The sequence below is a fragment of the Streptococcus sanguinis genome (assembly GCA_013378335.1).
In the GTDB taxonomy this organism is placed as follows: domain Bacteria; phylum Bacillota; class Bacilli; order Lactobacillales; family Streptococcaceae; genus Streptococcus; species Streptococcus sanguinis_I.
Map to the genome: position 1 here is coordinate 996246 of CP040556.1, position 20707 is coordinate 1016952.

General features: G+C 43.3%; 14 protein-coding genes and 5 pseudogenes. 17 read left to right on the top strand and 2 right to left on the bottom strand.

Annotated features, from left to right (window positions below; genetic code table 11):
• Positions 1-30: 30 nt before the first annotated feature.
• The 8 genes and pseudogenes from uvrB to FFV08_05375 all read left to right on the top strand — a co-directional run bounded on the left by uvrB (position 31) and on the right by FFV08_05375 (position 6977).
• Positions 31-2019, top strand: a complete 1989-nt coding sequence (uvrB, locus tag FFV08_05340) for an excinuclease ABC subunit B (GenBank protein ID QLB52113.1) — start codon at positions 31-33, stop codon at positions 2017-2019.
• Between the two features lie 178 nt (positions 2020-2197).
• Entirely contained in the window at positions 2198-2884 is a 687-nt protein-coding gene (locus tag FFV08_05345; protein ID QLB52114.1) for a hypothetical protein, read from the top strand.
• Positions 2885-2945: 61 nt separating this feature from the next.
• Positions 2946-3491 (top strand): DUF1697 domain-containing protein, encoded by a 546-nt coding sequence (locus tag FFV08_05350; GenBank protein ID QLB52115.1) that lies wholly within the window; start codon positions 2946-2948, stop codon positions 3489-3491.
• A pseudogene (locus FFV08_05355) lies at positions 3481-4022 on the top strand (hypothetical protein). Before FFV08_05350 ends, FFV08_05355 begins: the two are co-directional and overlap by 11 nt.
• Positions 4000-4442: pseudogene (locus tag FFV08_05360) on the top strand (hypothetical protein). The pseudogenes FFV08_05355 and FFV08_05360 overlap by 23 nt, the downstream one beginning before the upstream one ends.
• A 23-nt stretch (positions 4443-4465) precedes the next feature.
• Complete coding sequence (locus FFV08_05365; GenBank protein QLB52116.1) at positions 4466-4933, top strand: 8-oxo-dGTP diphosphatase; 468 nt, start codon at positions 4466-4468, stop codon at positions 4931-4933.
• A 441-nt stretch (positions 4934-5374) separates the two neighbouring features.
• Complete coding sequence (locus FFV08_05370) at positions 5375-6571, top strand: FRG domain-containing protein (GenBank protein QLB52117.1); 1197 nt, start codon at positions 5375-5377, stop codon at positions 6569-6571.
• A gap of 61 nt (positions 6572-6632) precedes the next feature.
• Positions 6633-6977, top strand: a pseudogene (locus tag FFV08_05375) (8-oxo-dGTP diphosphatase).
• Between the two features lie 43 nt (positions 6978-7020).
• On the opposite strand, the gene FFV08_05380 reads toward FFV08_05375, so the two are convergent.
• Positions 7021-7533: a transcription repressor NadR gene (locus FFV08_05380; GenBank protein ID QLB53274.1), complete on the bottom strand. Its 513-nt coding sequence runs from the start codon at positions 7531-7533 to the stop codon at positions 7021-7023.
• Positions 7534-7571: 38 nt separating this feature from the next.
• Entirely contained in the window at positions 7572-8096 is a 525-nt protein-coding gene (locus tag FFV08_05385) for a hypothetical protein (protein QLB52118.1), read from the bottom strand.
• Positions 8097-8370: 274 nt separating this feature from the next.
• Between FFV08_05385 and FFV08_05390 the strand changes: the two genes are divergently transcribed.
• The 9 genes and pseudogenes from FFV08_05390 (at position 8371) to FFV08_05430 (ending at position 20704) form a co-directional block, all read left to right on the top strand.
• Positions 8371-8709 carry an alkylphosphonate utilization protein gene (locus tag FFV08_05390; protein ID QLB52119.1) on the top strand — a complete coding sequence of 113 codons (339 nt, stop codon included), beginning with the start codon at positions 8371-8373 and terminating at the stop codon, positions 8707-8709.
• A gap of 7 nt (positions 8710-8716) precedes the next feature.
• Positions 8717-9349 carry a hypothetical protein gene (locus tag FFV08_05395; GenBank protein ID QLB52120.1) on the top strand — a complete coding sequence of 211 codons (633 nt, stop codon included), beginning with the start codon at positions 8717-8719 and terminating at the stop codon, positions 9347-9349.
• A gap of 137 nt (positions 9350-9486) precedes the next feature.
• Positions 9487-12027, top strand: a complete 2541-nt coding sequence (locus FFV08_05400; GenBank protein QLB52121.1) for a pneumococcal-type histidine triad protein — start codon at positions 9487-9489, stop codon at positions 12025-12027.
• Between the two features lie 233 nt (positions 12028-12260).
• On the top strand, positions 12261-12779 hold the full coding sequence (gene pyrR, locus FFV08_05405; GenBank protein QLB52122.1) for a bifunctional pyr operon transcriptional regulator/uracil phosphoribosyltransferase PyrR: 519 nt from the start codon (positions 12261-12263) through the stop codon (positions 12777-12779).
• Positions 12780-12787: 8 nt separating this feature from the next.
• Positions 12788-14070: pseudogene (locus FFV08_05410) on the top strand (uracil permease).
• Between the two features lie 107 nt (positions 14071-14177).
• On the top strand, positions 14178-15095 hold the full coding sequence (locus FFV08_05415; protein ID QLB52123.1) for an aspartate carbamoyltransferase catalytic subunit: 918 nt from the start codon (positions 14178-14180) through the stop codon (positions 15093-15095).
• 114 nt (positions 15096-15209) lie between these two features.
• Entirely contained in the window at positions 15210-16286 is a 1077-nt protein-coding gene (gene carA, locus FFV08_05420; protein ID QLB52124.1) for a glutamine-hydrolyzing carbamoyl-phosphate synthase small subunit, read from the top strand.
• Positions 16287-16309: 23 nt separating this feature from the next.
• Positions 16310-19488: pseudogene (gene carB / locus FFV08_05425) on the top strand (carbamoyl-phosphate synthase large subunit).
• Positions 19489-19765: 277 nt separating this feature from the next.
• Entirely contained in the window at positions 19766-20704 is a 939-nt protein-coding gene (locus FFV08_05430; GenBank protein QLB52125.1) for an adhesion protein, read from the top strand.
• Positions 20705-20707: the final 3 nt, after the last annotated feature.

The following is a 20707-nucleotide window of genomic DNA, read 5'->3' on the forward strand; positions in this document are numbered from 1 at the left end:
ATGATAGAAGCACAATTTAAGGAATAAAAGATGATTAACAGAATAACAGATAATAAATTTGAATTGGTTTCCAAGTACGAGCCTTCTGGTGACCAGCCTCAGGCTATTGAGCAGCTGGTGGACAATATCGAGGGAGGCGAGAAAGCTCAGATTCTCATGGGGGCGACTGGTACTGGTAAGACCTATACCATGAGTCAGGTGATTTCTCGAGTCAACAAGCCGACTCTGGTTATTGCCCATAATAAAACGCTGGCCGGCCAGCTTTATGGTGAGTTCAAGGAGTTCTTCCCCAATAACGCGGTGGAATACTTCGTTTCCTACTATGATTACTACCAGCCTGAGGCCTATGTGCCTTCCAGCGATACCTATATTGAAAAGGATAGCTCAGTCAATGACGAGATTGATAAGCTCCGTCACTCAGCGACATCAGCCCTCTTGGAGCGCAACGACGTGATTGTCGTGGCTTCGGTCTCGTGTATCTACGGTCTGGGTTCACCTAAGGAATACTCTGATAGCGTGGTTAGCCTGCGTCCTGGACTAGAGATTTCCCGTGACAAGTTGCTCAATGACTTGGTAGATATCCAGTTTGAGCGCAATGACATTGACTTTCAGCGGGGGAAATTCCGGGTTCGTGGCGATGTGGTGGAGATTTTCCCAGCTTCTCGGGATGAGCATGCCTTTCGGGTGGAGTTTTTCGGAGATGAGATTGACCGGATTCGTGAGGTCGAAGCCTTGACAGGTCGAGTTTTGGGTGAGGTGGACCATTTGGCCATCTTCCCAGCAACTCACTTCGTGACCAATGAAGATCACATGGAAGTAGCCATTGCCAAGATTCAGGCTGAGCTGGAGGAGCAGCTTGCTATCTTTGAGAAGGAAGGCAAGCTTCTGGAAGCTCAGCGCTTGAAGCAGCGCACAGAGTACGATATCGAAATGCTGCGCGAAATGGGCTATACTAACGGTGTTGAGAACTATTCTCGCCATATGGATGGTCGAAGCGAAGGAGAGCCGCCTTATACCCTTCTGGATTTTTTCCCTGATGACTTCTTGATTATGATTGACGAGAGTCACATGACCATGGGACAGATTCGGGGCATGTACAATGGCGACCGCTCTCGCAAGGAGATGCTGGTCAATTATGGTTTCCGCCTGCCGTCTGCCTTGGACAACCGTCCGCTGCGCCGAGAAGAATTTGAGAGCCATGTTCACCAGATTGTCTATGTATCGGCTACGCCGGGCGACTATGAAAATGAACAGACGGATACTGTTATTGAGCAGATTATCCGGCCGACAGGGCTTCTCGATCCAGAAGTGGAAGTCCGCCCAACTATGGGGCAGATTGATGATCTCTTAGGCGAAATTACTGCGCGTGCAGAGAAGAATGAGCGGACCTTTATCACAACCTTGACCAAGAAGATGGCGGAAGATTTGACGGACTACTTCAAGGAAATGGGTGTCAAGGTCAAGTACATGCACTCGGACATCAAGACTTTGGAACGGACCGAGATTATCCGTGACTTGCGCTTGGGTGTCTTTGACGTTCTGGTTGGGATTAACTTGCTGCGCGAGGGAATTGACGTGCCGGAGGTTAGTCTGGTGGCAATTCTTGATGCTGACAAGGAAGGTTTCCTCCGTAACGAGCGTGGCCTGATTCAGACCATCGGCCGGGCAGCCCGCAACAGCGAGGGTCATGTGATTATGTATGCTGACACCATGACTCAGTCCATGCAGCGCGCTATTGATGAAACTGCCCGCCGGCGGGCAATCCAGATGGCTTATAATGAAGAGCATGGCATTGTACCGCAGACCATCAAGAAAGAAATCCGCGATCTGATCAGCGTGACCAAGGCTGCCCTACCAGACAAGGAAGAAACTGTCGAAATCGAAAGCCTCAACAAGCAAGAGCGCAAGGACATGATTAAGAAACTAGAAGGTCAAATGCAAGAAGCTGCCGGACTTCTGGACTTCGAGCTGGCTGCGCAAATCCGCGATATGATTCTGGAAATAAAGGCGATGGATTGAGGGATGTATGTAATAATAATTTAAATAAATTCAGATAACCAAGGTTATGGATAATATGTTTATGAAATCGTGATAATGAGAACTTATCTATGGATGAGCAGGAATTTATATTTGTTCAGAATTATAACTATTGTACTATAATTGAGAATGTTGAGAAAAAAATTTGGAAAGTGAGATAATGATGTCTAATAAAACTAACATAGTAGGGTTTGAAAAAGAGTTTGCCAATGAATTTAAGAAACAGTTATTGCAACAATATTCGGAAAAAAATGTGATACCAGAATGTAAACTTGGAAATTTTAGAACTGATTTCGCAATTATAAAAGAAGATACAAAAGAAATTATTGCCATTTTCGAATTAAAAATGAGTAAAGCGGACTCCTTTAACCAACAACAATTGTCTGGCTTTAATAGTAGAATTAAACAACTTATTCAGACTAATGGTATGGACGTCCCAGTTTATTATGTTTTAAAAAGCAATGAGGATCAAGTACCATTTACAGTTAATAGACTATTTCAAGAAGAGGATGATGAGCACAAGTCCAAATTTACTTTCAAAGAGACAGATTTACCAACTTATGAAGATTTGTTAAGACGAAATTCTACTGCTGAAAATTATGAAAATAAGAAAAGCTTAAGAGAAGCTTTTAATAGATTGAAATTCATAAGCCCAATTCTAGCATTAATTATATTTGCTATATGGTTAATTTGTAAAATTTGTAAAATTGAACTAACTTGGATTGATTTAGCATTTTTGTTGACTAGTTCTATATTTGCCGTATTTCCTTTTGTGAAGAGGATTGATATTACACAATTAGGCTCAGTGGAGTTTAGAAGCGATGAACAAAGTTCAAAAGAGAAGTAATAGAATATCATCAGATATAACTTACTATTTTAGCCTTACTGAATAGATAAAAGGAGCACACATGCGTTATGCACTTTTACTCCGCGGCATCAATGTCGGCGGAAAAAACAAGGTCGTTATGGCTGATTTGAAGAAGGATTTGGCTGGGTTGGGTTTTGAAAATCCAGTTTCCTACATCAATAGTGGCAATCTTTTCTTTGATAGCGAGGAGCAGGAGGATAGGATTCGGGAGATATTGTCGGCTTATTTCAGTCGGTCTTACGATTTTCCTCTGCCTTTTGTCCTTGTCAGCTCTGCCATGCTTGAAAAAGAAACAGCCAATCTTCCTGCTTGGTGGAAGGATGAAACAGCTTTTCGGCGAGATGTTCTCTTTTATCTGCCGGAGACAGATAGGGAGAGTGTTCAAGAGCTGGCTGGCAGTTGGGCAAATGACAAGGAGCAACTGCACTTTGGGCAGACGGCTTTCTTTTATAGCAATGCTGACCAAGCGGACTATCTCAAGTCCAACTACCATAAAAAACTGCTCAAGTCCAGTTTCTATAAGCAACTAACTATCCGAAATGGCAAGACTTTCCAGAAGATTGTGGAGTTGGTGAATGAGAAGTAAGACCAAAAAGAAAAAGAAAAAGAAAAATAAAAGAAAAGTAAAAGTTCAGGGGAATAAGTTTAGTCTTTGGTTGGAAAAACATCGGGTAGTAGAAGCTTTTTTAAATTTTTAGTCTTAATAGTTGTTGCGATTGGTGTGGGATATTTAACTTTTGGTAATGAGAGCATTCCTGCTCCACTTCGTCATTTTAATTATATTAGTCCTTTATGTGTAAACTTGCTCCTCTTGGTGCTTATTCCTTATTATTCTCGATTTGGTAGCTTGAGAAAAGAAGGATTTACTTCTCTGAAGATTTTAGCGGAAGCATTTCTTTATCTGAACGGGCCGGTTTTCTTAATCCATTATTTTATAGGAATTCGATCAAAAGATGGAAAACATTTTGCACCACCTCTAATCAGTTTGGATTCTCGCTATGTTTGGTTTCCGATTGCTACCTATCTAATCTTTTTCTTTATACCAGCGTTGACGATGTTGATTTTGAAATATAATGAAATAAAGAGGAAAAAACATGACCAAAGAAAATCTCTCTAAGTTATTTTCATTTAAAACACTCTATCTGGCCTTGCTAACCTTTGTCATTCTTCATTTGATTTTGTTAGCTTTTGGTCTATCCTTTACTCCGGTTTTGTGGAATAGCTGGTTTTTTATTCTTTGTTTGACCTTTTTTATCCATTCTTGGATAGTCTTTTTTAGGACAAGAGATTTTCATTGGTATCACCTCATTTTTGAATTATTCAGTGCACTAGTAGCACTTTATCTTTGGTTTTGGCATTCTTTGCTTTGTCAATCATTCCGAATCCAGCCATGCCTATCAATATAGACTATCATATACAAGATAAAGAAATCATCATTGTCAGAGGTTTTTTGGTCCATAGTACCTATGAACATCATGAATTGATTAATCCCTTTGTCATGAAGTCAGAAGTGAAATATAACGAAGATACGTTTTAAAAACTTAGAAAGCGAGTGAATCCATGTCACGTTCCCAAGAAACAATCCTAACAAATATCTGCCTTGTTGAAGATGTGTCGCGCGGTCAACTTCTAATGCAATATCGCTCTCCTGAGCGCTATCGTTGGTCTGGATATGCCTTTCCTGGTGGGCATATTGAGAAGGGCGAGTCTCTCCATGATGCGGTTGTCCGTGAGATTTTAGAGGAAACGGGTTTGACTATTAGTCATCCAAAACTGGTCGGAGTTAAGAACTGGCATACGGATGAAGGGGTTCGCTACATCGTCTTTTGCTACAAAGCGACTGAATTCTCTGGTCAGATTCATTCGACAGAAGAGGGAGAGATTTCTTGGGTAGAAAAGGATAGCCTGCCACAGCTGGACTTGGCTTACGATATGCTTGAACTTCTGCGTATGATGGAAGATGAGGAATTATCCGAATATTACTATCACGAGCACATCGAAGGTGGTTGGCGCAAGAGTATGTACTAAAAAGTGTTTCTTTTTGTGTCTGAAGTGCAAAGATAGAAAGGTAGATGGCTGTGATGATTTCACTATGAATTGCTATTGTTGCATTTTTTGGGGGGAGGTTAAACCATTTTTCCTTCTAGAAATGCTTGTTTCGGTTCGAGATTTCCGTCTGCATTTTAAAAATAGCTTTATACTTTTATCACTGTTTTTGAGTTCTTTCTAGCAGTTGTTTATCATGCAATAGAAATAGGATATGAATAAGAATTTTCGACAGCATTCCTACTAATAATAGTAAGACCAGTAACCAAAGAAATAAAAAAATGTTGAAAGAGTTGTCGTGGATCACTTGGAGCTATTTAGTATCATTTATAAAAAAATCAGAAGAGGATTTTTGAGTCTCTTTCTGTTAGAAAATGTGTTATAATGAATTTATTATAGCTATTCTAATGGAGAGGAAATTAGATGCAAAGACAAATGGATAAACCTTTTAAGGTAGAATCGGTTACTGAATTTCTGAATTGTATTATTGAAGGGACGAGAGAAGCTCAAACAAAATATAATTTCTATTATCGAGGGGAAAAGCAATATTATCCACTGCGATTGCCAAATTTTTATACGCATGAACATAGTGAAAAATTAGTAAGGCAAGGATCGGAGTTTTATTACCGTTCATTAATTAATGAGTTAGGTAGAGCTGATTATAGTGATAGCTTTTCATTATTTCAATTATTGTCTGAATTGCAACACTATGAAGCTAAAACAAGAATGCTTGATATTTCTTCAAATCCGTTAGTTGCTTTATATTTTGCAACTGAGGAAAACAATGGTGTACAGAAAAATACAGAAGACTATGAATCAGATGGCCATATTTACATATTCGGTGAAGAAATTAATCATGAAAAATTTGATACTGGTCATACTGTAGCTATAAAAAGTGCTCTAAATCTTATTTCTCAAGAGAAAATAAATACTTTCATAATCATTATGAGTAAGCTAATTGCAAATTTAGGTGACAGAGATGGTTTAATTCGCTATAAAAATGGTAGAAATAGATATTTTCTTTATGAAAGCATCAATGAATTATTAGATGAAGCATGTCTTTGGTCGGATTTTTTAGAACTAAAGAATGAAAATCAGTGGATTTTTTTTGGAATACCATTAGAGGTAATTTTAAAGAAAGATGAATATGATGCATTTTGTGCGGAAGTTAATGATTTAGATTCTAGTGATTCAAATAAAGTTTTGAGAAATGCTCTTCAGCAGATACTTGAAGAATTTTTAGAACTAATTAACCAAAGAGCGAAATTAAGTGAAAAATTGAGATATCCTGTTAGAATATATGAAGATTTAACAGATGCACATATTATGCTATCATCAAAAAGAACAGATCGATTAAGACAGCAACAAGGGGCGTTTATATATCCGCGCTTTACTAATGCAGATATTAGTAAAGCATTTGACGACATTAAAAAAGAAATTCATAATTCAATTATAGAAAAAGCAATGTCAATAAGGATAGGAGATAAAGAATATTCTCATATTGTGATTCCAAATGATAAGAAGAAAGTTATTCAGAACGAATTGTCTTTAATTGGAGTAGATGAAGGATTTATTTATCCTGATATTAGACATCGTTCCAGTGCATTATTAAATCGATAAGAAGAATGATTAATAATCACTATCTAGATTAACTGCATTAAATTACATTAACTTAAGAACAGGTGGGCATATTGAGAAGGGTGAGTCTCTCCATGATTCAGTTGTCCGTGAGATTTTAGAGGAAACGGGTTTGACTATTAGTCATCCGAAATTGGTCGGAGTTAAGAACTGGCATACGGATGAAGGGGTTCGCTACATCGTCTTTTGTTACAAAGCAACCGAATTTTCTGGTCAGATTCACTCGACTGAAGAGGGTGAGATTTCTTGGGTAGACAAGGATAGCCTGCCACAGCTGGACTTGGCTTACGATATGCTTGAACTTCTGCGTATGATGGAAGATGAGGAATTATCTGAATATTACTATCACGAGCGCATAGAAGGTGGTTGGCGCAAGAGTATGTACTAAAAAGACTGACTAGGTTGGGGCCTAATCAGTCTTTTTTTGTTCTTTATTCTTGTAAAAATCCTAGGTCTCTCAAGGCGGCTTCTACATAGTCCAAATCCTGCTGGGAGTCGGCTTGTACTAGGTGATAGTGGACTCCATCTGTTAGCTCAGATAAGGGGCGAAAGGCACAGGATGCGACCTGTTGGAGAAAATGTTGGACATCGCGGCGGCAGGTCAGCTTCAGGTAAGTCTGGATTTCGCCGTAAACCGGGTGCTCAATCAAAATAGTCTGTACGCGTCCGCCATTATCCACGATAGCCAGCAGCTCAGCTTCCATATCCTCAGCCCTATGCTGAACCTTGAATAGCTGATGAACAGCAGTGCTTTCTTGGCGGTCTTTATAAAGATAGCCACGGTTGGTTGAGAGGATGGGTGCGCCGTCTGCCCGCAAGAGGGCGATATCTTGCACAATAATCTGCCTAGTCACATGAAAATGTTCCGCCAGTGACTGGCCATTGAGGGCAGTAGATGATGTTTTCAAAAGGTCTAATAGTTCTTCTCGTCTTTGCTTGGTCATGGTTTCATTGTAAACCAAAAGTCAGGAATCTTCAAGCTCTAGCGAATCTTTTTCAGTGCTTGATAGATGAATTTAGCAATGACAAAGTCGACCATGCTATGGATGACCGTACCAAGTCCAACCAGACCAAATAAGATATAGAAAGCATTAGCTGGATAGGCAGAAGTCGTGTAAAAGAGGATGCAGACGACCGCTTCGCCAAAGGCATGAATCAAGGCCAGTAGGAAATTAAATATCCAAGTCTTCTTCTGGCTGTCCAGTGTGTCCGGGTGCTTTTGCAGATAAAGAGCGCCGATGCTAGCGAAGAGCAAGTGGGATAGGGCTCTGAGCGTGATGATAAAAGGAAGTCCGGACATTCCAAACCCAATAGCAGAACCAATCACGACAATCACCGTCATGAGAGGGGAGATAAACATAGCCAAAAAGATAGCGACATGGCTGGCTAAGGTGAAGGAAGCGGGCGGAATGACAATTTTAATTGGCATAACCAGCGGGATAACAATAGCTAGTGCAGTCAAAAAAGCGGTCAGTGTCATAAACTGATTTTTAGATTTTGGTTTCATAGCGACTCCTTTTTATCTGTATATACACTAGTATAGTACACTGTTTTTGCAGAAAGGTCAAGACCTGTAGGAAATCCTAAAAGAGATTTGTCAAAATCCTTAAAATAGCTTATACTAGAAAGGTGTGGAAATAGGAGTAAACTAGATTTTTAGAATTTAGTTGACCTTCACATCGATTAGTGTTCTGCTGGACTTGAAAAATGAAAGAAGAGCTTAATCATATAGAGAAGGCTGGTATGGAAATTTAGCAGCCTTGACTAGAAATGGAGAAAAAATGAACAACTTACCAAACTGCCCCAAATGTAATTCAGAGTATGTTTACGAAGATGGAACGCTCTTGGTCTGCCCAGAGTGTGCCTATGAGTGGAATCCAGCTGAGGTCCAAGAAGCAGAAGAAGGACCTGTAGCGATTGATGCTAATGGCAATAAGCTGACTGATGGGGACACAGTTACCTTGATTAAGGATCTGAAGGTCAAAGGAGCACCCAAGGATCTCAAGCAGGGAACGCGCGTGAAAAATATCCGCATCGTGGAAGGCGACCATAATATTGACTGTAAGATTGACGGCTTCGGTGCGATGAAGCTCAAGTCAGAGTTTGTTAAGAAAATTTGAGGTCTCTATGAATCGTCGTTTTATCTTAATTTATCGAATTATTCTTTTTATTCTCGCCTTTTTGGGTGTGTATCTGGAAATCACTAAGTATGGCGTGGGCATGCTCATGTACTATACGGTTCTGTCCAATCTCTTGGTCCTGCTCTTTACGGGCTATCTTGTCTATCTGATGATGAGACCTGGCGATGCTTGGAAGGCTCCGAAAATCTTGCGAATCAAGGGCGGGGTGACCATGTCCATCATGATTACTTGTGTCGTTTATCACCTCTTGCTAGCCCCAATTGCGACAGATTTTTACCGCCTAGAGAATTTTTTATGTCATTATATAGTACCCTTGGCGTTTCTTCTGGATACAGTAATCTTTGACAAATCGCGTCAGTACCGCTGGTTTGATCCGATTTCTTGGACAAGTGTGCCTTTGGTCTACATGGCCTTTGCTCTCTTTAATGGCTTTTTCTTGAAAATAGATATTCCAAGATCCAAGGATAATCCATTTCCTTACTTTTTCCTCAATGTCTTTAAGAAAGGCTGGCCCTATGTCATCCAGATGTGTCTGATTATCTTTGCGGCCTATCTTATCTTTGGTTTTATCTTTTACGGGATAAAATCCATCTCTTTCTCAAAGAAGAAGACTTCTTAGAGACATGTACTTGTAGATGAAAAACAGATTTGCTCTGTTTTTTTTTATATTGCTTCGATTTTTTCTTGCCAATATCAGATTTGTATGATATAGTTAACTAGTTAATTATTAACTGGTTAAACAAACAGGGGGAAAAAATGAAACACAATCAGAAACTGTTAGGTCTAGCAGGAATCATTCTTGCTTGTAATCTTTGCTTGGCGGCTTGTCAGTCTCAGCCGTCTCAACAGGAAAGCAGTCAAGAAAAGGTGAAGACCAAGCAAGAAGTGAAGAAGAAAAGCAAGGCGACCAAAAAAGGACAAGTTCCTGGTGTTGATAAGCCGACGGATGATGGTTTTCTCTTCAAAAGCGAGTCTCAAATTAAAGCTAGAACTAGTGAAGGTTTGATTTTAGAGCATGATGGCCATACGCACTTTATTTTTTATTCTGACCTAAAGAATAGTAAATGGGCCTATCTGATACCAAAAGATGGGCAAGTGCCTGCAGACTCCCCTCAGCTGGCAAATCAAATGAGCATTGCTGATGATGGCTATGTTTTTAATCCTAGAGACATTGTTTCAGAAGACCAATACGGCTATGTTGTGCGCCACGGGGATCATTTCCATTACATTTTGAAACAGTCTGTTGGTAATCTTGCACAAGCACCGAGCTATCGTCCAACGCCGTCTAGCAATACTACCGGACCTGTTTATCAGCCAACGCTTAGACCGTCTGTTCCCCAGCAGCAAGGGACAACTAAACGCCAGTTTGCTGGGATTGATTATCCTACAAGTGATGGATTCTTATTTAAAGGTACCGGAGTAACCGGCAAGTTGGCCACTGGCTTGCTGGCAGATCATAATGGTCATACTCATTTCATCCCCTATGAGCAGCTGATTGCTTCACCTTGGGAGTCATTGATTCCAGCGAAACATAAGAAAGCTGCTGAGGATGCCTACTATGGCCGGCAAGTGCAAGCACAGCCTTCACCAGAACCGTCGCCAGCACCAGCTCCGACGCCTGATCCTGAGCCTAGCCCATCAAACGAGGAAGAAGAAATTGCCAAGAAAAAGGCCTATTTGGCTCAGCAATTAGGAATCGATGAAAGTCTGATTCAGGTGAGCGATACAGATAAAGGAAAGGTATTTATCTATCCACATGGTGATCATAGCCATTCGACTTTGGTCAGTGAGATTGATCCGAGCAAGCCTTTTGACCCTCATGGAAATCCGCATGCTCATGACGCAGTTGGTATGGCAACCTTGAAAGCTCTAGGATTTGATGATGAAATCATTGAGGATATTTTACATGCTACGGCAGATACCCCATTCCCATCAGATGAGACGGATACGGAAAAGATGAAAGCCTGGCTGGCAACTGTGAAGTATCTAAATATCGGCCAGCGCAAAGATCCGCTGGAAAGAAAAGGCTTGGAACTGATGCCGAATATTGAAGTTCTGGGAATTGGCTTTACTCCGATAAAGGACATCAGACCAGTGCTGCAATTTAAACATTTAAAACAGCTGTGGATGACAAAGACGGGCGTTACCAACTATGATTTCTTAAAAGAGATTCCGAACTTGGAAGGCTTGGACATTTCCCAGAATGGCATCACTGATTTATCTTTTTTGAAAGATTATCCGAACCTCAAAACAGTGGCAGCAGCGGGAAATGACCTTACCGATATCTCACCTTTGGCGAAGCTGAAAAATCTGGAGTCATTGAACCTTGACTACAACAATATCTCAGATATTTCTGCTTTGACCAAGCTTTCAAAATTAAAAGCGGTAAGTTTAGAGCACAATCAGCTGCACGATATTTCTGCTCTGAGCCAAAAAGAAGATTTAACAAGGCTTTTCTTATCCAACAACCCAAACTTAAATCTCAATACCCTCAAAGCTTCCCATCTGGAAGAATTAACAGCTGACAATTCCAATGTTGATAACTTGAACTTCTTGAAGTCTAATCCAAATCTGACAACTCTAAGCCTAAATGGCAATCGTCTGACTTCGCTGGTAGGAGTTGAAGCTGCTAAAAATTTAGTAACTTTGTCCGCAAGTCAAAATAAGATTACATCTTTGGACATTCCAGCCGCTCAGTCTTCCTTGAAGAATTTAAACTTGGCTGAAAATGAGCTGAAAAATTTGGAAGGAATTAATCAGTTTAGGTCTTTAGACAATCTTGCTGTCAACAAGAATAAAATCAATACCTTAGCGTTGCAGGAACCAAATAAAACGGTGACTTATATCAATGTCAGCGACAATCACATCCCTAAAGAAGAGCTTGAATTGAATGAAAATAAAATTCCGAAAGCCTTGGCGCAGCATTTCCCAGATGTTCAGGGTGGCAGCATTGACAATAATAAGCCGGCCGATGCAAAGAACGAAAAGAAGGAAGAGCCTAAGCAAAGTGAGCCTAATAAGGCAGGTGTCCAAGGGAAGCCAGCATCCGATAAGCCAGCCTTATCTGAAGCAAGCGGCCAAGGAGCTTCAAATGATAGCGAGCATGCTGCTGGATCTTCTGAAGCAGAGTTAAACAATCAAGCTGAGAAACTAGAAAACTCTTCTAAACCATCATCAGAAGAAGCACCAACTGCTGAAAATCCTGCATTAAAATCTGAGTCAGCTCAAGCAGAAGGCAAAGAAAATCAAAAGGATTCAAAAGATAAGGAACAAGAAGAGAAAGAAGCTAATCACTAATCCTTATCCAGTTGAGCAGAAAAAATACAATTTTTTCTTGAAATAGTTTTGAAATTGTGATATAGTATAAAAAAATTAAATAATCCTTTAATTCTATCCAGAGAGATAGACAAGGAGCAAGTAAAAAGATGGGTGGAGTGTAAGCAAGTGCGTCTTGTTTTAGTTTGCCTGACTAGATTTTTCTGAAGTCTCCTTGTATGAGGAGACTTTTTCTGTTGTTTGAGGAGGAAAGAATGAAAATAAAAGAAGTTGTCGATGACATTACCATGAACCGTGCGATTACGCGGATTACCTATGAAATCATCGAGCGCAACAAGGACTTGAACCAAGTAGTCTTGGCTGGCATTAAGACCCGCGGGGTTCACTTGGCACACCGGATTCAGAAGCGATTGGCTCAGTTGGAGAATATTGATATTCCAGTCGCAGAAATAGACACTAAGCCTTTCCGAGATGATATCAAGGTTGAGGAAGATACGACAGTGATTCCAGTGGATATTACCGACCGTCAAGTAATCCTGATCGACGATGTTCTCTACACAGGCCGGACCATCCGAGCAGCTATCGACAATCTGGTCAGTCATGGACGGCCCTCTCGAGTTGGTCTGGCTGTCTTGGTAGACCGTGGTCACCGCGAACTGCCGATTCGGGCAGACTATGTTGGCAAGAACATTCCGACTAGCCAAACTGAGGAGATTGTTGTTGAGGTGACTGAGACAGACGGTCAAGATCGCGTGTTGATTATGGGGGAGTAATAAGCTAAATGAGTCAAGATGTTAAGTATGATGTGCATGATATGCCAAAGCCAGGTTTGCTTTTAGGACTATCCTTTCAGCACTTGTTCGCCATGTTCGGGGCGACAGTCTTGGTACCGATTCTGGTGGGAATTGACCCAGCGGTGGCCCTCTTTTCCAGCGGTTTGGGACACTGGCCCATCTGACTGTTACCAAGTATAAGATTCCGGCCTACATGGGTTCCAGCTTTGCTTATATCGCAGCCATGCAGATGCTGATGAAGACTGATGGCATCGGAGCGGTTGCACAGGGAGCCATCACCGGTGGTTTGGTTTATTTCATTGTAGCACTGATTGTTAAGTTTGCTGGCAATGCTTGGATTGACAAGGTGCTGCCGCCAGTAGTAGTTGGCCCCATCATCATGGTCATCGGTCTGAGCCTGGCTGGAACAGCTGTTAGCGATGTGATGAACAAGACTGCAGCTAATGGCGAAAAGGTTTATGATTTGACCTATTTCATTATCGGTATGGTTACTCTCTTGGCAGTCATCCTCTTTAATATCTATGGTAAGAAGATTGTGGGAATTATCCCAGTCTTACTAGGCTTGATAGTCGGCTACATCTTTAGCTTGATTCTAGGGGCTGTGACTGGTCAGGAAATTGTGTCTTTTGCCAAGGTTGGGGAAGCTTCTTGGTTCCACCTTCCGCCTATGAGTCTGCCTTTCTTGGACTACGATGTGAAATTTTATCCTAGTGCGATTTTAACCATGGCGCCTATCGCCTTTGTAACCATGACAGAACACTTCGGGCATGTCATGGTACTGAATAGCTTGACAGGCAAGGATTTCTTCAAGGATCCAGGTCTAGACAAGACCTTGACTGGTGATGGTCTGGCTCAGATTATTGCAGGGCTTTTCGGAGCACCGCCCGTGACTAGCTATGGAGAGAATATCGGAGTCATGGCGCTCAATAAAATCTACAGCGTCTATGTCATTGCAGGTGCAGCAGTGCTGGCTATTGTCATGAGCTTTGTGGGCAAGGTCTCAGCCCTGCTCCAATCCATCCCGAGTCCTGTGCTGGGTGGTATTTCCATCGCTCTCTTTGGGGTAATTGCTTCGAGCGGTCTCAAAATTCTGATCGAAGCACAGACCAACTTTGACAATAAAAAGAATCTCTTGATTGCCAGTGTCATCTTGGTATCTGGTATCGGTGGTCTGACCTTGCAGCTGTCGGGTCTGCAAATCTCAGGAGTTGCCTTGTCAACTATTCTGGGAATTGTCCTCTATCTTGTCCTGCCTGAGCCCAAGGATTGAGCTAGGCGATAAATCATTAACTTTCGTACAAAAATAGCTTGCTCTCAGAGCGACTTTACTTGCAGCACTCTGGAAGCCCTCATTCTTTCATAAAGGAGAATTACATCATGTCATCCAATCAAATCGCTCTTAAGAACCTTGTTTCTATGGAAACTCTGTCAAATGAAGAAGTTATGGCGCTGATTAAACGCGGAATCGAATTTAAAAATGGCGCTAAAGTCCATTATGATGAGCAGCATATCGTGTCTAACCTCTTCTTTGAACCTTCTACGCGGACACACAAGGCCTTTGAGGTAGCAGAGTTGAAGTTAGGCTGCGATCTTCTGGACTTTGATGTCAAGACCAGCTCGGTCAATAAAGGAGAAACCTTGTATGACACAATCCTGACTATGTCTGCCCTTGGCGTCGATGTTTGTGTCATTCGCCACCCAGAGGTGGACTATTACAAAGAGCTAGTTGAAAGCCCAACCATTACGACTTCTATCGTAAACGGAGGAGACGGTTCTGGTCAGCATCCTAGCCAGAGCTTGCTGGACCTGATGACCATTTATCAAGAGTTTGGTCGCTTTGAAGGACTCAAGGTTGCGATTGCTGGTGACTTGGATCATTCGCGCGTGGCTAAGTCAAATATGCAGATTCTCAAGCGCTTGGGAGCAGAGCTCTACTTTGCAGGTCCGGAAGAATGGCGGAGCCAGGAGTTTGCGGACTATGGTAAATTTGTCACCATTGATGAGGTGATTGATCAAGTGGATGTCATGATGTTCCTGCGCGTGCAGCATGAGCGCCATGACTACGAGTCCATCTTTTCTAAAGAAAATTACCACAGACTGCATGGTCTGACTCAAGAGCGTTATGACCGCATGAAAGATACAGCAATTCTGATGCATCCGGCTCCAGTTAACCGTGATGTAGAAATTGCGGATCACTTGGTCGAAGCGCCAAAATCACGTATCGTTGAACAAATGACCAACGGCGTCTTTGTCAGAATGGCTATTATCGAAGCAGTTCTGAAAGGTCGTCAATAATCTCGGACAGTAGGCCGGGAGTGGGTGAAGCTATGTGAAGCAATCCCACTCCCTATTATTATATTTTGATGTGGAGGGTCGACAGGCAGTCTGCATCTTGGACAGGAGGGAACAATGGCAAAGAGACTTTTAATATTAGAAAATGGCATGATTTTTGAAGGGGAAGCTTTTGGAGCGGATCTTTTTGTAACAGGGGAAATCGTCTTTAACACAGGCATGACAGGCTATCAGGAATCGATTACGGACCAGTCTTACAATGGCCAGATTTTGACCTTTACCTATCCTTTGGTTGGAAATTATGGTGTCAACCGGGACGACTATGAATCCATTCTGCCGACCTGTAAGGGAGTGGTAGTCTATGAGTATGCACGTCGTGCCAGCAACTGGCGCCAGCAATTGTCTTTGGATGAGTTCCTCAAAATCAAGAAGATACCAGGAATTTCGGGAATTGATACAAGGGCACTAACCAAGATTATCCGCCAGCATGGAACCATGCGGGCGACCATTGCTAATGCAGAGGATAGCATAGAGCATCTGCAAGACCAGCTGCAGGCGACTGTTCTGCCGACTGATAATATCAAGCAGGTTTCTACCAAGCAAGCCTATCCAGCTCCGGGAACGGGTCGCAGCGTGGTATTGGTGGACTTTGGTTTGAAGCATTCTATCCTGCGGGAGTTAGCCAAACGCAACTGCAGCGTGACAGTGGTGCCTTATGATACCAGCGCTGAGGAAATTCTCCAGCTCAATCCTGACGGCGTCATGCTCTCAAATGGCCCGGGCAATCCGGAAGATGTGCCGGAGGCTCTGGACATGATTCGTGGTGTTCAGGGCAAGATTCCAATTTTCGGAATCTGTATGGGACATCAGCTCTTCTCCATGGCTAACGGTGCTAAGACGCATAAGATGAAGTTCGGCCACCGTGGTTTCAACCATGCGGTGCGTGAGATTGCGACAGGCCGAGTTGACTTTACCAGTCAAAATCACGGCTATGCAGTCAGCCGTGAGGATTTGCCGGAATGCCTGATTGTGACTCATGAAGAAATCAATGATAAGTCTGTCGAAGGTGTGCGCCATCGGGATTATCCTGCCTTTTCTGTGCAGTTCCACCCGGATGCTGCGCCGGGACCGCATGATGCAGACTATCTCTTTGATGAGTTTATGGAAATGATGGATGCCCATCAGGCTTACTAGGAAGCAAGATTGAGAGGTGCACTATGCCAAAACGTAAAGATATTCAGAAAATTATGGTCATTGGTTCTGGTCCTATCGTCATCGGCCAGGCAGCGGAATTTGACTATGCTGGAACCCAGGCCTGCCTGTCTTTGAAAGAAGAGGGCTACAGTGTTGTCTTGGTTAATTCTAACCCAGCGACCATCATGACGGACAAGGAAATTGCAGACCGGGTTTATATCGAGCCTATCACGCTGGAGTTTGTTGCGAGGATATTGCGTAAGGAGCGGCCAGATGCTCTTCTGCCTACTTTGGGCGGCCAGACCGGACTCAATATGGCCATGGAATTATCCAAGTCAGGGCTTTTAGAAGAGCTGGGAGTAGAACTCTTAGGGACCAAGTTATCGGCCATTGACCAAGCGGAAGACCGAGACCTTTTCAAGCAGCTGATGGAAGAGCTAGGCCAGCCCATCCCTGAGTCAGAGATTGTCAATACAGTTGATGAAGCACTGGAATTTGCGGCTGGCATCGGCTATCCAGTCATTGTCCGTCCGGCATTTACACTGGGAGGAACTGGGGGCGGTATCTGTAGCAATGAAGAAGAGCTGCAGGAAATCGCAGAAAACGGCCTCAAACTTTCTCCTGTTACTCAGTGTCTGATCGAGCGCTCCATAGCAGGCTTTAAGGAAATCGAATATGAAGTCATGCGGGATGGCGCCGACAATGCGCTGGTCGTATGTAATATGGAAAACTTTGACCCAGTTGGTATCCACACAGGGGATTCTATCGTCTTTGCACCTAGTCAGACTATCTCAGACTATGAATACCAGATGCTACGGGACGCCAGTCTCAAGATTATCCGTGCGCTGAAGATTGAGGGCGGCTGTAATGTGCAGCTGGCTCTGGACCCGCATAGTTTCAAATACTATGTCATCGAGGTCAATCCGCGGGTTTCCCGCTCATCAGCTTTAGCCTCTAAGGCGACTGGCTATCCGATTGCCAAGCTTGCGGCGAAAATCGCAGTCGGGCTTACATTGGATGAAATCATCAATCCGGTAACAGGCTCTACCTATGCTATGTTTGAGCCGGCTCTGGACTATGTGGTCGCTAAAATTCCACGCTTTCCATTTGATAAATTCGAGCAGGGTGAGCGCCGTCTGGGAACCCAGATGAAGGCGACAGGTGAAGTCATGGCTATCGGCCGCAATATTGAGGAGAGTTTGCTCAAGGCTTGCCGTTCTCTTGAAGTTGGTGCAGACCACAACGAGCTGCCTGCTCTCAGTCAAGTAAGCGATGATGAGCTGATGAGGAAGATTGTCAAGGCGCAAGACGACCGGCTTTTCTATATCTCAGAGGCTATTCGCCGTGGTTACAGTCCGGATGAAATTGCCGAGCTGACCAAGATAGATGTCTTTTTCCTGGATAAGCTGCTCCACATTTACGAAATCGAACAGGAACTGGGCAGTCATATCGGAGATAGTTATGTGCTTAAGAAAGCCAAACAAAATGGCTTTGCGGATACTAAGATTGCTGCCTTGTGGGACATGACAGCTGAGCAGGTGCGTCGCATCCGGCAGGAGCAGAAGATTGTTCCAGTTTACAAGATGGTGGATACCTGTGCTGCTGAGTTCGAGTCTGCGACGCCATATTTCTACTCCACCTATGGTTTTGAAAATGAATCTGTCAAATCCAGAAAGGAATCAGTTCTGGTGCTGGGCTCAGGTCCTATCCGAATCGGTCAAGGGGTCGAGTTTGACTATGCGACCGTTCATTCTGTAAAGGCTATTCAGGCAGCTGGTTATGAAGCGATTATCATGAACAGTAATCCAGAGACTGTATCGACTGACTTTTCTGTCTCTGACAAGCTCTATTTTGAGCCACTGACCTTTGAAGATGTCATGAATGTCATTGAGCTGGAGCAGCCTAAGGGGGTTATCGTTCAGTTTGGCGGGCAGACAGCCATTAATCTGGCAGAGCCTTTGTCCAAGGCTGGTGTGAAGATTTTAGGCACTCAAGTAGCGGACTTGGATCGAGCTGAGGACCGGGATCTATTTGAGCAAGCTCTGAAGGAGCTGGATATTCCGCAGCCGCCAGGTCAGACGGCCACTAATGAAGAGGAGGCAGTAGAGGCTGCTCGTAAGATTGGCTTCCCCGTTCTGGTGCGGCCTTCCTATGTCTTGGGTGGCCGTGCCATGGAAATCGTAGAAAACGAAGCGGATCTACGCTCTTATATGAGAACAGCGGTCAAGGCCAGTCCAGACCATCCGGTTTTGGTCGATTCTTACATTGTTGGGGATGAGTGCGAAGTGGATGCCATTTCTGATGGCCGTCAGGTCTTGATTCCAGGGATTATGGAGCATATTGAGCGGGCAGGGGTTCACTCAGGGGATTCAATGGCGGCTTATCCGCCACAAACTTTATCTCAGAAAGTCAAGGATACTATTGTAGACTATACCAAACGTTTGGCTCTGGGACTGAACTGTATCGGCATGATGAATATTCAGTTCGTCATCAAAGATGAGCAGGTCTATGTCATTGAGGTCAATCCGCGTGCCAGCCGGACTGTTCCTTTCTTGTCCAAGGTGACCGATATTCCGATGGCGCAAGTAGCGACTCGTTTGATTCTTGGGGAAGCTTGGCAGAGCTGGGCTATGAAGATGGTCTCCATCCAGAAAGTTCCATGGTTCATATCAAGGCGCCGGTCTTCTCCTTTACCAAGCTAGCGAAGGTTGACAGTCTTTTGGGACCTGAGATGAAGTCTACCGGCGAAGTCATGGGCAGTGACCGCACTTTGGAAAAAGCGCTCTACAAGGCTTTTGAGGCTTCCTATCTCCATCTGCCAAACTTTGGAAATGTCGTCTTTACTATTGCAGATGATAGCAAGGAAGAAGCCTTGCAGCTGGCTCAGCGTTTTGCCAATATTGGCTATGGTATCTGGGCAACAAAGGGAACAGCCTCTTATTTTGAAAATCACGGCCTACACGTCCGTCTGGTGGAAAAAATCGGCAGTGATGATCACAAGGACATCCCAGCCTATATCCGCAAGAGCAAGATTCAAGCTATTATCAACACAGTCGGAACCAAGCGGACAGCAGATAAGCATGGCCAAATTATCCGCAGCTCAGCTATTGAGCACGGAGTGCCCCTCTTCACAGCCTTGGACACGGCCGATGCCATGCTGAAAGTGCTGGAAAGCCGTAGTTTCACTACAGAGGCGATATAGAGCTGGAGTTTTCAGTTCCAGATTGTCATTTGACAGTCTGAAAAGTAATCTCATACAGTTAAGCTTGAAAAATGCATCTGTCCAATCTTATTCTATACTTGAATAGTCATAATAAATAACCGTTCAGATATATTGGAATTAAAAGCAAACAAAGGAAGTGGGAAAGAATCCTACCTCCTTTTTTCTTTATTTTCTTAAAAAACTTGACAAAGAAGTTGACAAAGTGTATGATATTAACCAGTTAATAAACCGGTTAATAATTAGTTAAGGAGATATTATGAAACGAGCTTTAAAAATCTCAGCTTGTCTTAGCCTGCTGGCCCTGGCCTTGTGTCTCTGGGCTTGTCAGTCTCAAAAGGAATCCAGTCCATCCAGTTCGTCGCAAGGATTGAGGATTGTAACCAGCTTTTATCCTATTTACTCCATGGTTAAGGCTATATCGGGCGATCAGAATGATGTGCGCATGATTCAGTCTAGCAGTGGTATTCATGATTTTGAGCCTTCAGCCAATGACGTGGCGGCCATCTATGATGCAGATGTCTTTGTCTATCACTCACGGACTTTGGAGTCCTGGGCTGGAGAGCTGAATCCTAGTCTCAAGAATTCCAAGGTTCAAGTCCTTGAGGCTTCACAGGGTATGGAGCTGGATCGAGTCGCTGGCTTAGAAGATGTCCAAGCGGGAGAGGGAGTGGATGAGAAGACGCTCTATGACCCCCATACCTGGCTGGATCCTCAGAAGGCTTCGGAGGAAGCCCAGATTATCGCCGATAGGCTGTCAGAGTTGGATAGTGACCATCGGGATACTTATCAGACCAATGCCCGAAAATTTCAAGAAGAGGCCAAGGAGCTGACAGAACGCTATCAGAAGATTTTTGATAAAGTGCCCAACAAGACCTTTGTCACCCAGCATACAGCCTTTTCTTATCTAGCCAAGCGCTTCGGGCTGACTCAGCTGGGCATTGCTGGTATTTCACCGGAGCAGGAGCCTAGCCCACGCCAGCTGACAGAAATAGAAGACTTTGTCAAGGAGCACCAGGTCAAGACCATTTTTGTGGAAAGCAATGCTTCTTCCAAAGTGGCTCAAACCTTGGTCAAGGCGACCGGTGTACAAATCAAGGAGCTGAATCCTCTGGAAGCAGACCCGGCCAATCAACTATCTTATTTAGAAAATTTAGAAAAAAATTTAGCCGTTTTAGCTAAAGATTTGAAAGGATAAAGG

What these genes read in the sequence shown, in the direction of transcription:
- uvrB (QLB52113.1), top strand. Translation starts at nt 31, where the DNA reads ATGATTAACAGAATAACAGATAATAAATTTGAATTGGTTTCCAAGTAC.
- FFV08_05345 (QLB52114.1), top strand. Translation starts at nt 2,198, where the DNA reads ATGATGTCTAATAAAACTAACATAGTAGGGTTTGAAAAAGAGTTTGCC.
- FFV08_05350 (QLB52115.1), top strand. Translation starts at nt 2,946, where the DNA reads ATGCGTTATGCACTTTTACTCCGCGGCATCAATGTCGGCGGAAAAAAC.
- FFV08_05365 (QLB52116.1), top strand. Translation starts at nt 4,466, where the DNA reads ATGTCACGTTCCCAAGAAACAATCCTAACAAATATCTGCCTTGTTGAA.
- FFV08_05370 (QLB52117.1), top strand. Translation starts at nt 5,375, where the DNA reads ATGCAAAGACAAATGGATAAACCTTTTAAGGTAGAATCGGTTACTGAA.
- FFV08_05380 (QLB53274.1), bottom strand. Translation starts at nt 7,533, where the DNA reads ATGACCAAGCAAAGACGAGAAGAACTATTAGACCTTTTGAAAACATCA.
- FFV08_05385 (QLB52118.1), bottom strand. Translation starts at nt 8,096, where the DNA reads ATGAAACCAAAATCTAAAAATCAGTTTATGACACTGACCGCTTTTTTG.
- FFV08_05390 (QLB52119.1), top strand. Translation starts at nt 8,371, where the DNA reads ATGAACAACTTACCAAACTGCCCCAAATGTAATTCAGAGTATGTTTAC.
- FFV08_05395 (QLB52120.1), top strand. Translation starts at nt 8,717, where the DNA reads ATGAATCGTCGTTTTATCTTAATTTATCGAATTATTCTTTTTATTCTC.
- FFV08_05400 (QLB52121.1), top strand. Translation starts at nt 9,487, where the DNA reads ATGAAACACAATCAGAAACTGTTAGGTCTAGCAGGAATCATTCTTGCT.
- pyrR (QLB52122.1), top strand. Translation starts at nt 12,261, where the DNA reads ATGAAAATAAAAGAAGTTGTCGATGACATTACCATGAACCGTGCGATT.
- FFV08_05415 (QLB52123.1), top strand. Translation starts at nt 14,178, where the DNA reads ATGTCATCCAATCAAATCGCTCTTAAGAACCTTGTTTCTATGGAAACT.
- carA (QLB52124.1), top strand. Translation starts at nt 15,210, where the DNA reads ATGGCAAAGAGACTTTTAATATTAGAAAATGGCATGATTTTTGAAGGG.
- FFV08_05430 (QLB52125.1), top strand. Translation starts at nt 19,766, where the DNA reads ATGAAACGAGCTTTAAAAATCTCAGCTTGTCTTAGCCTGCTGGCCCTG.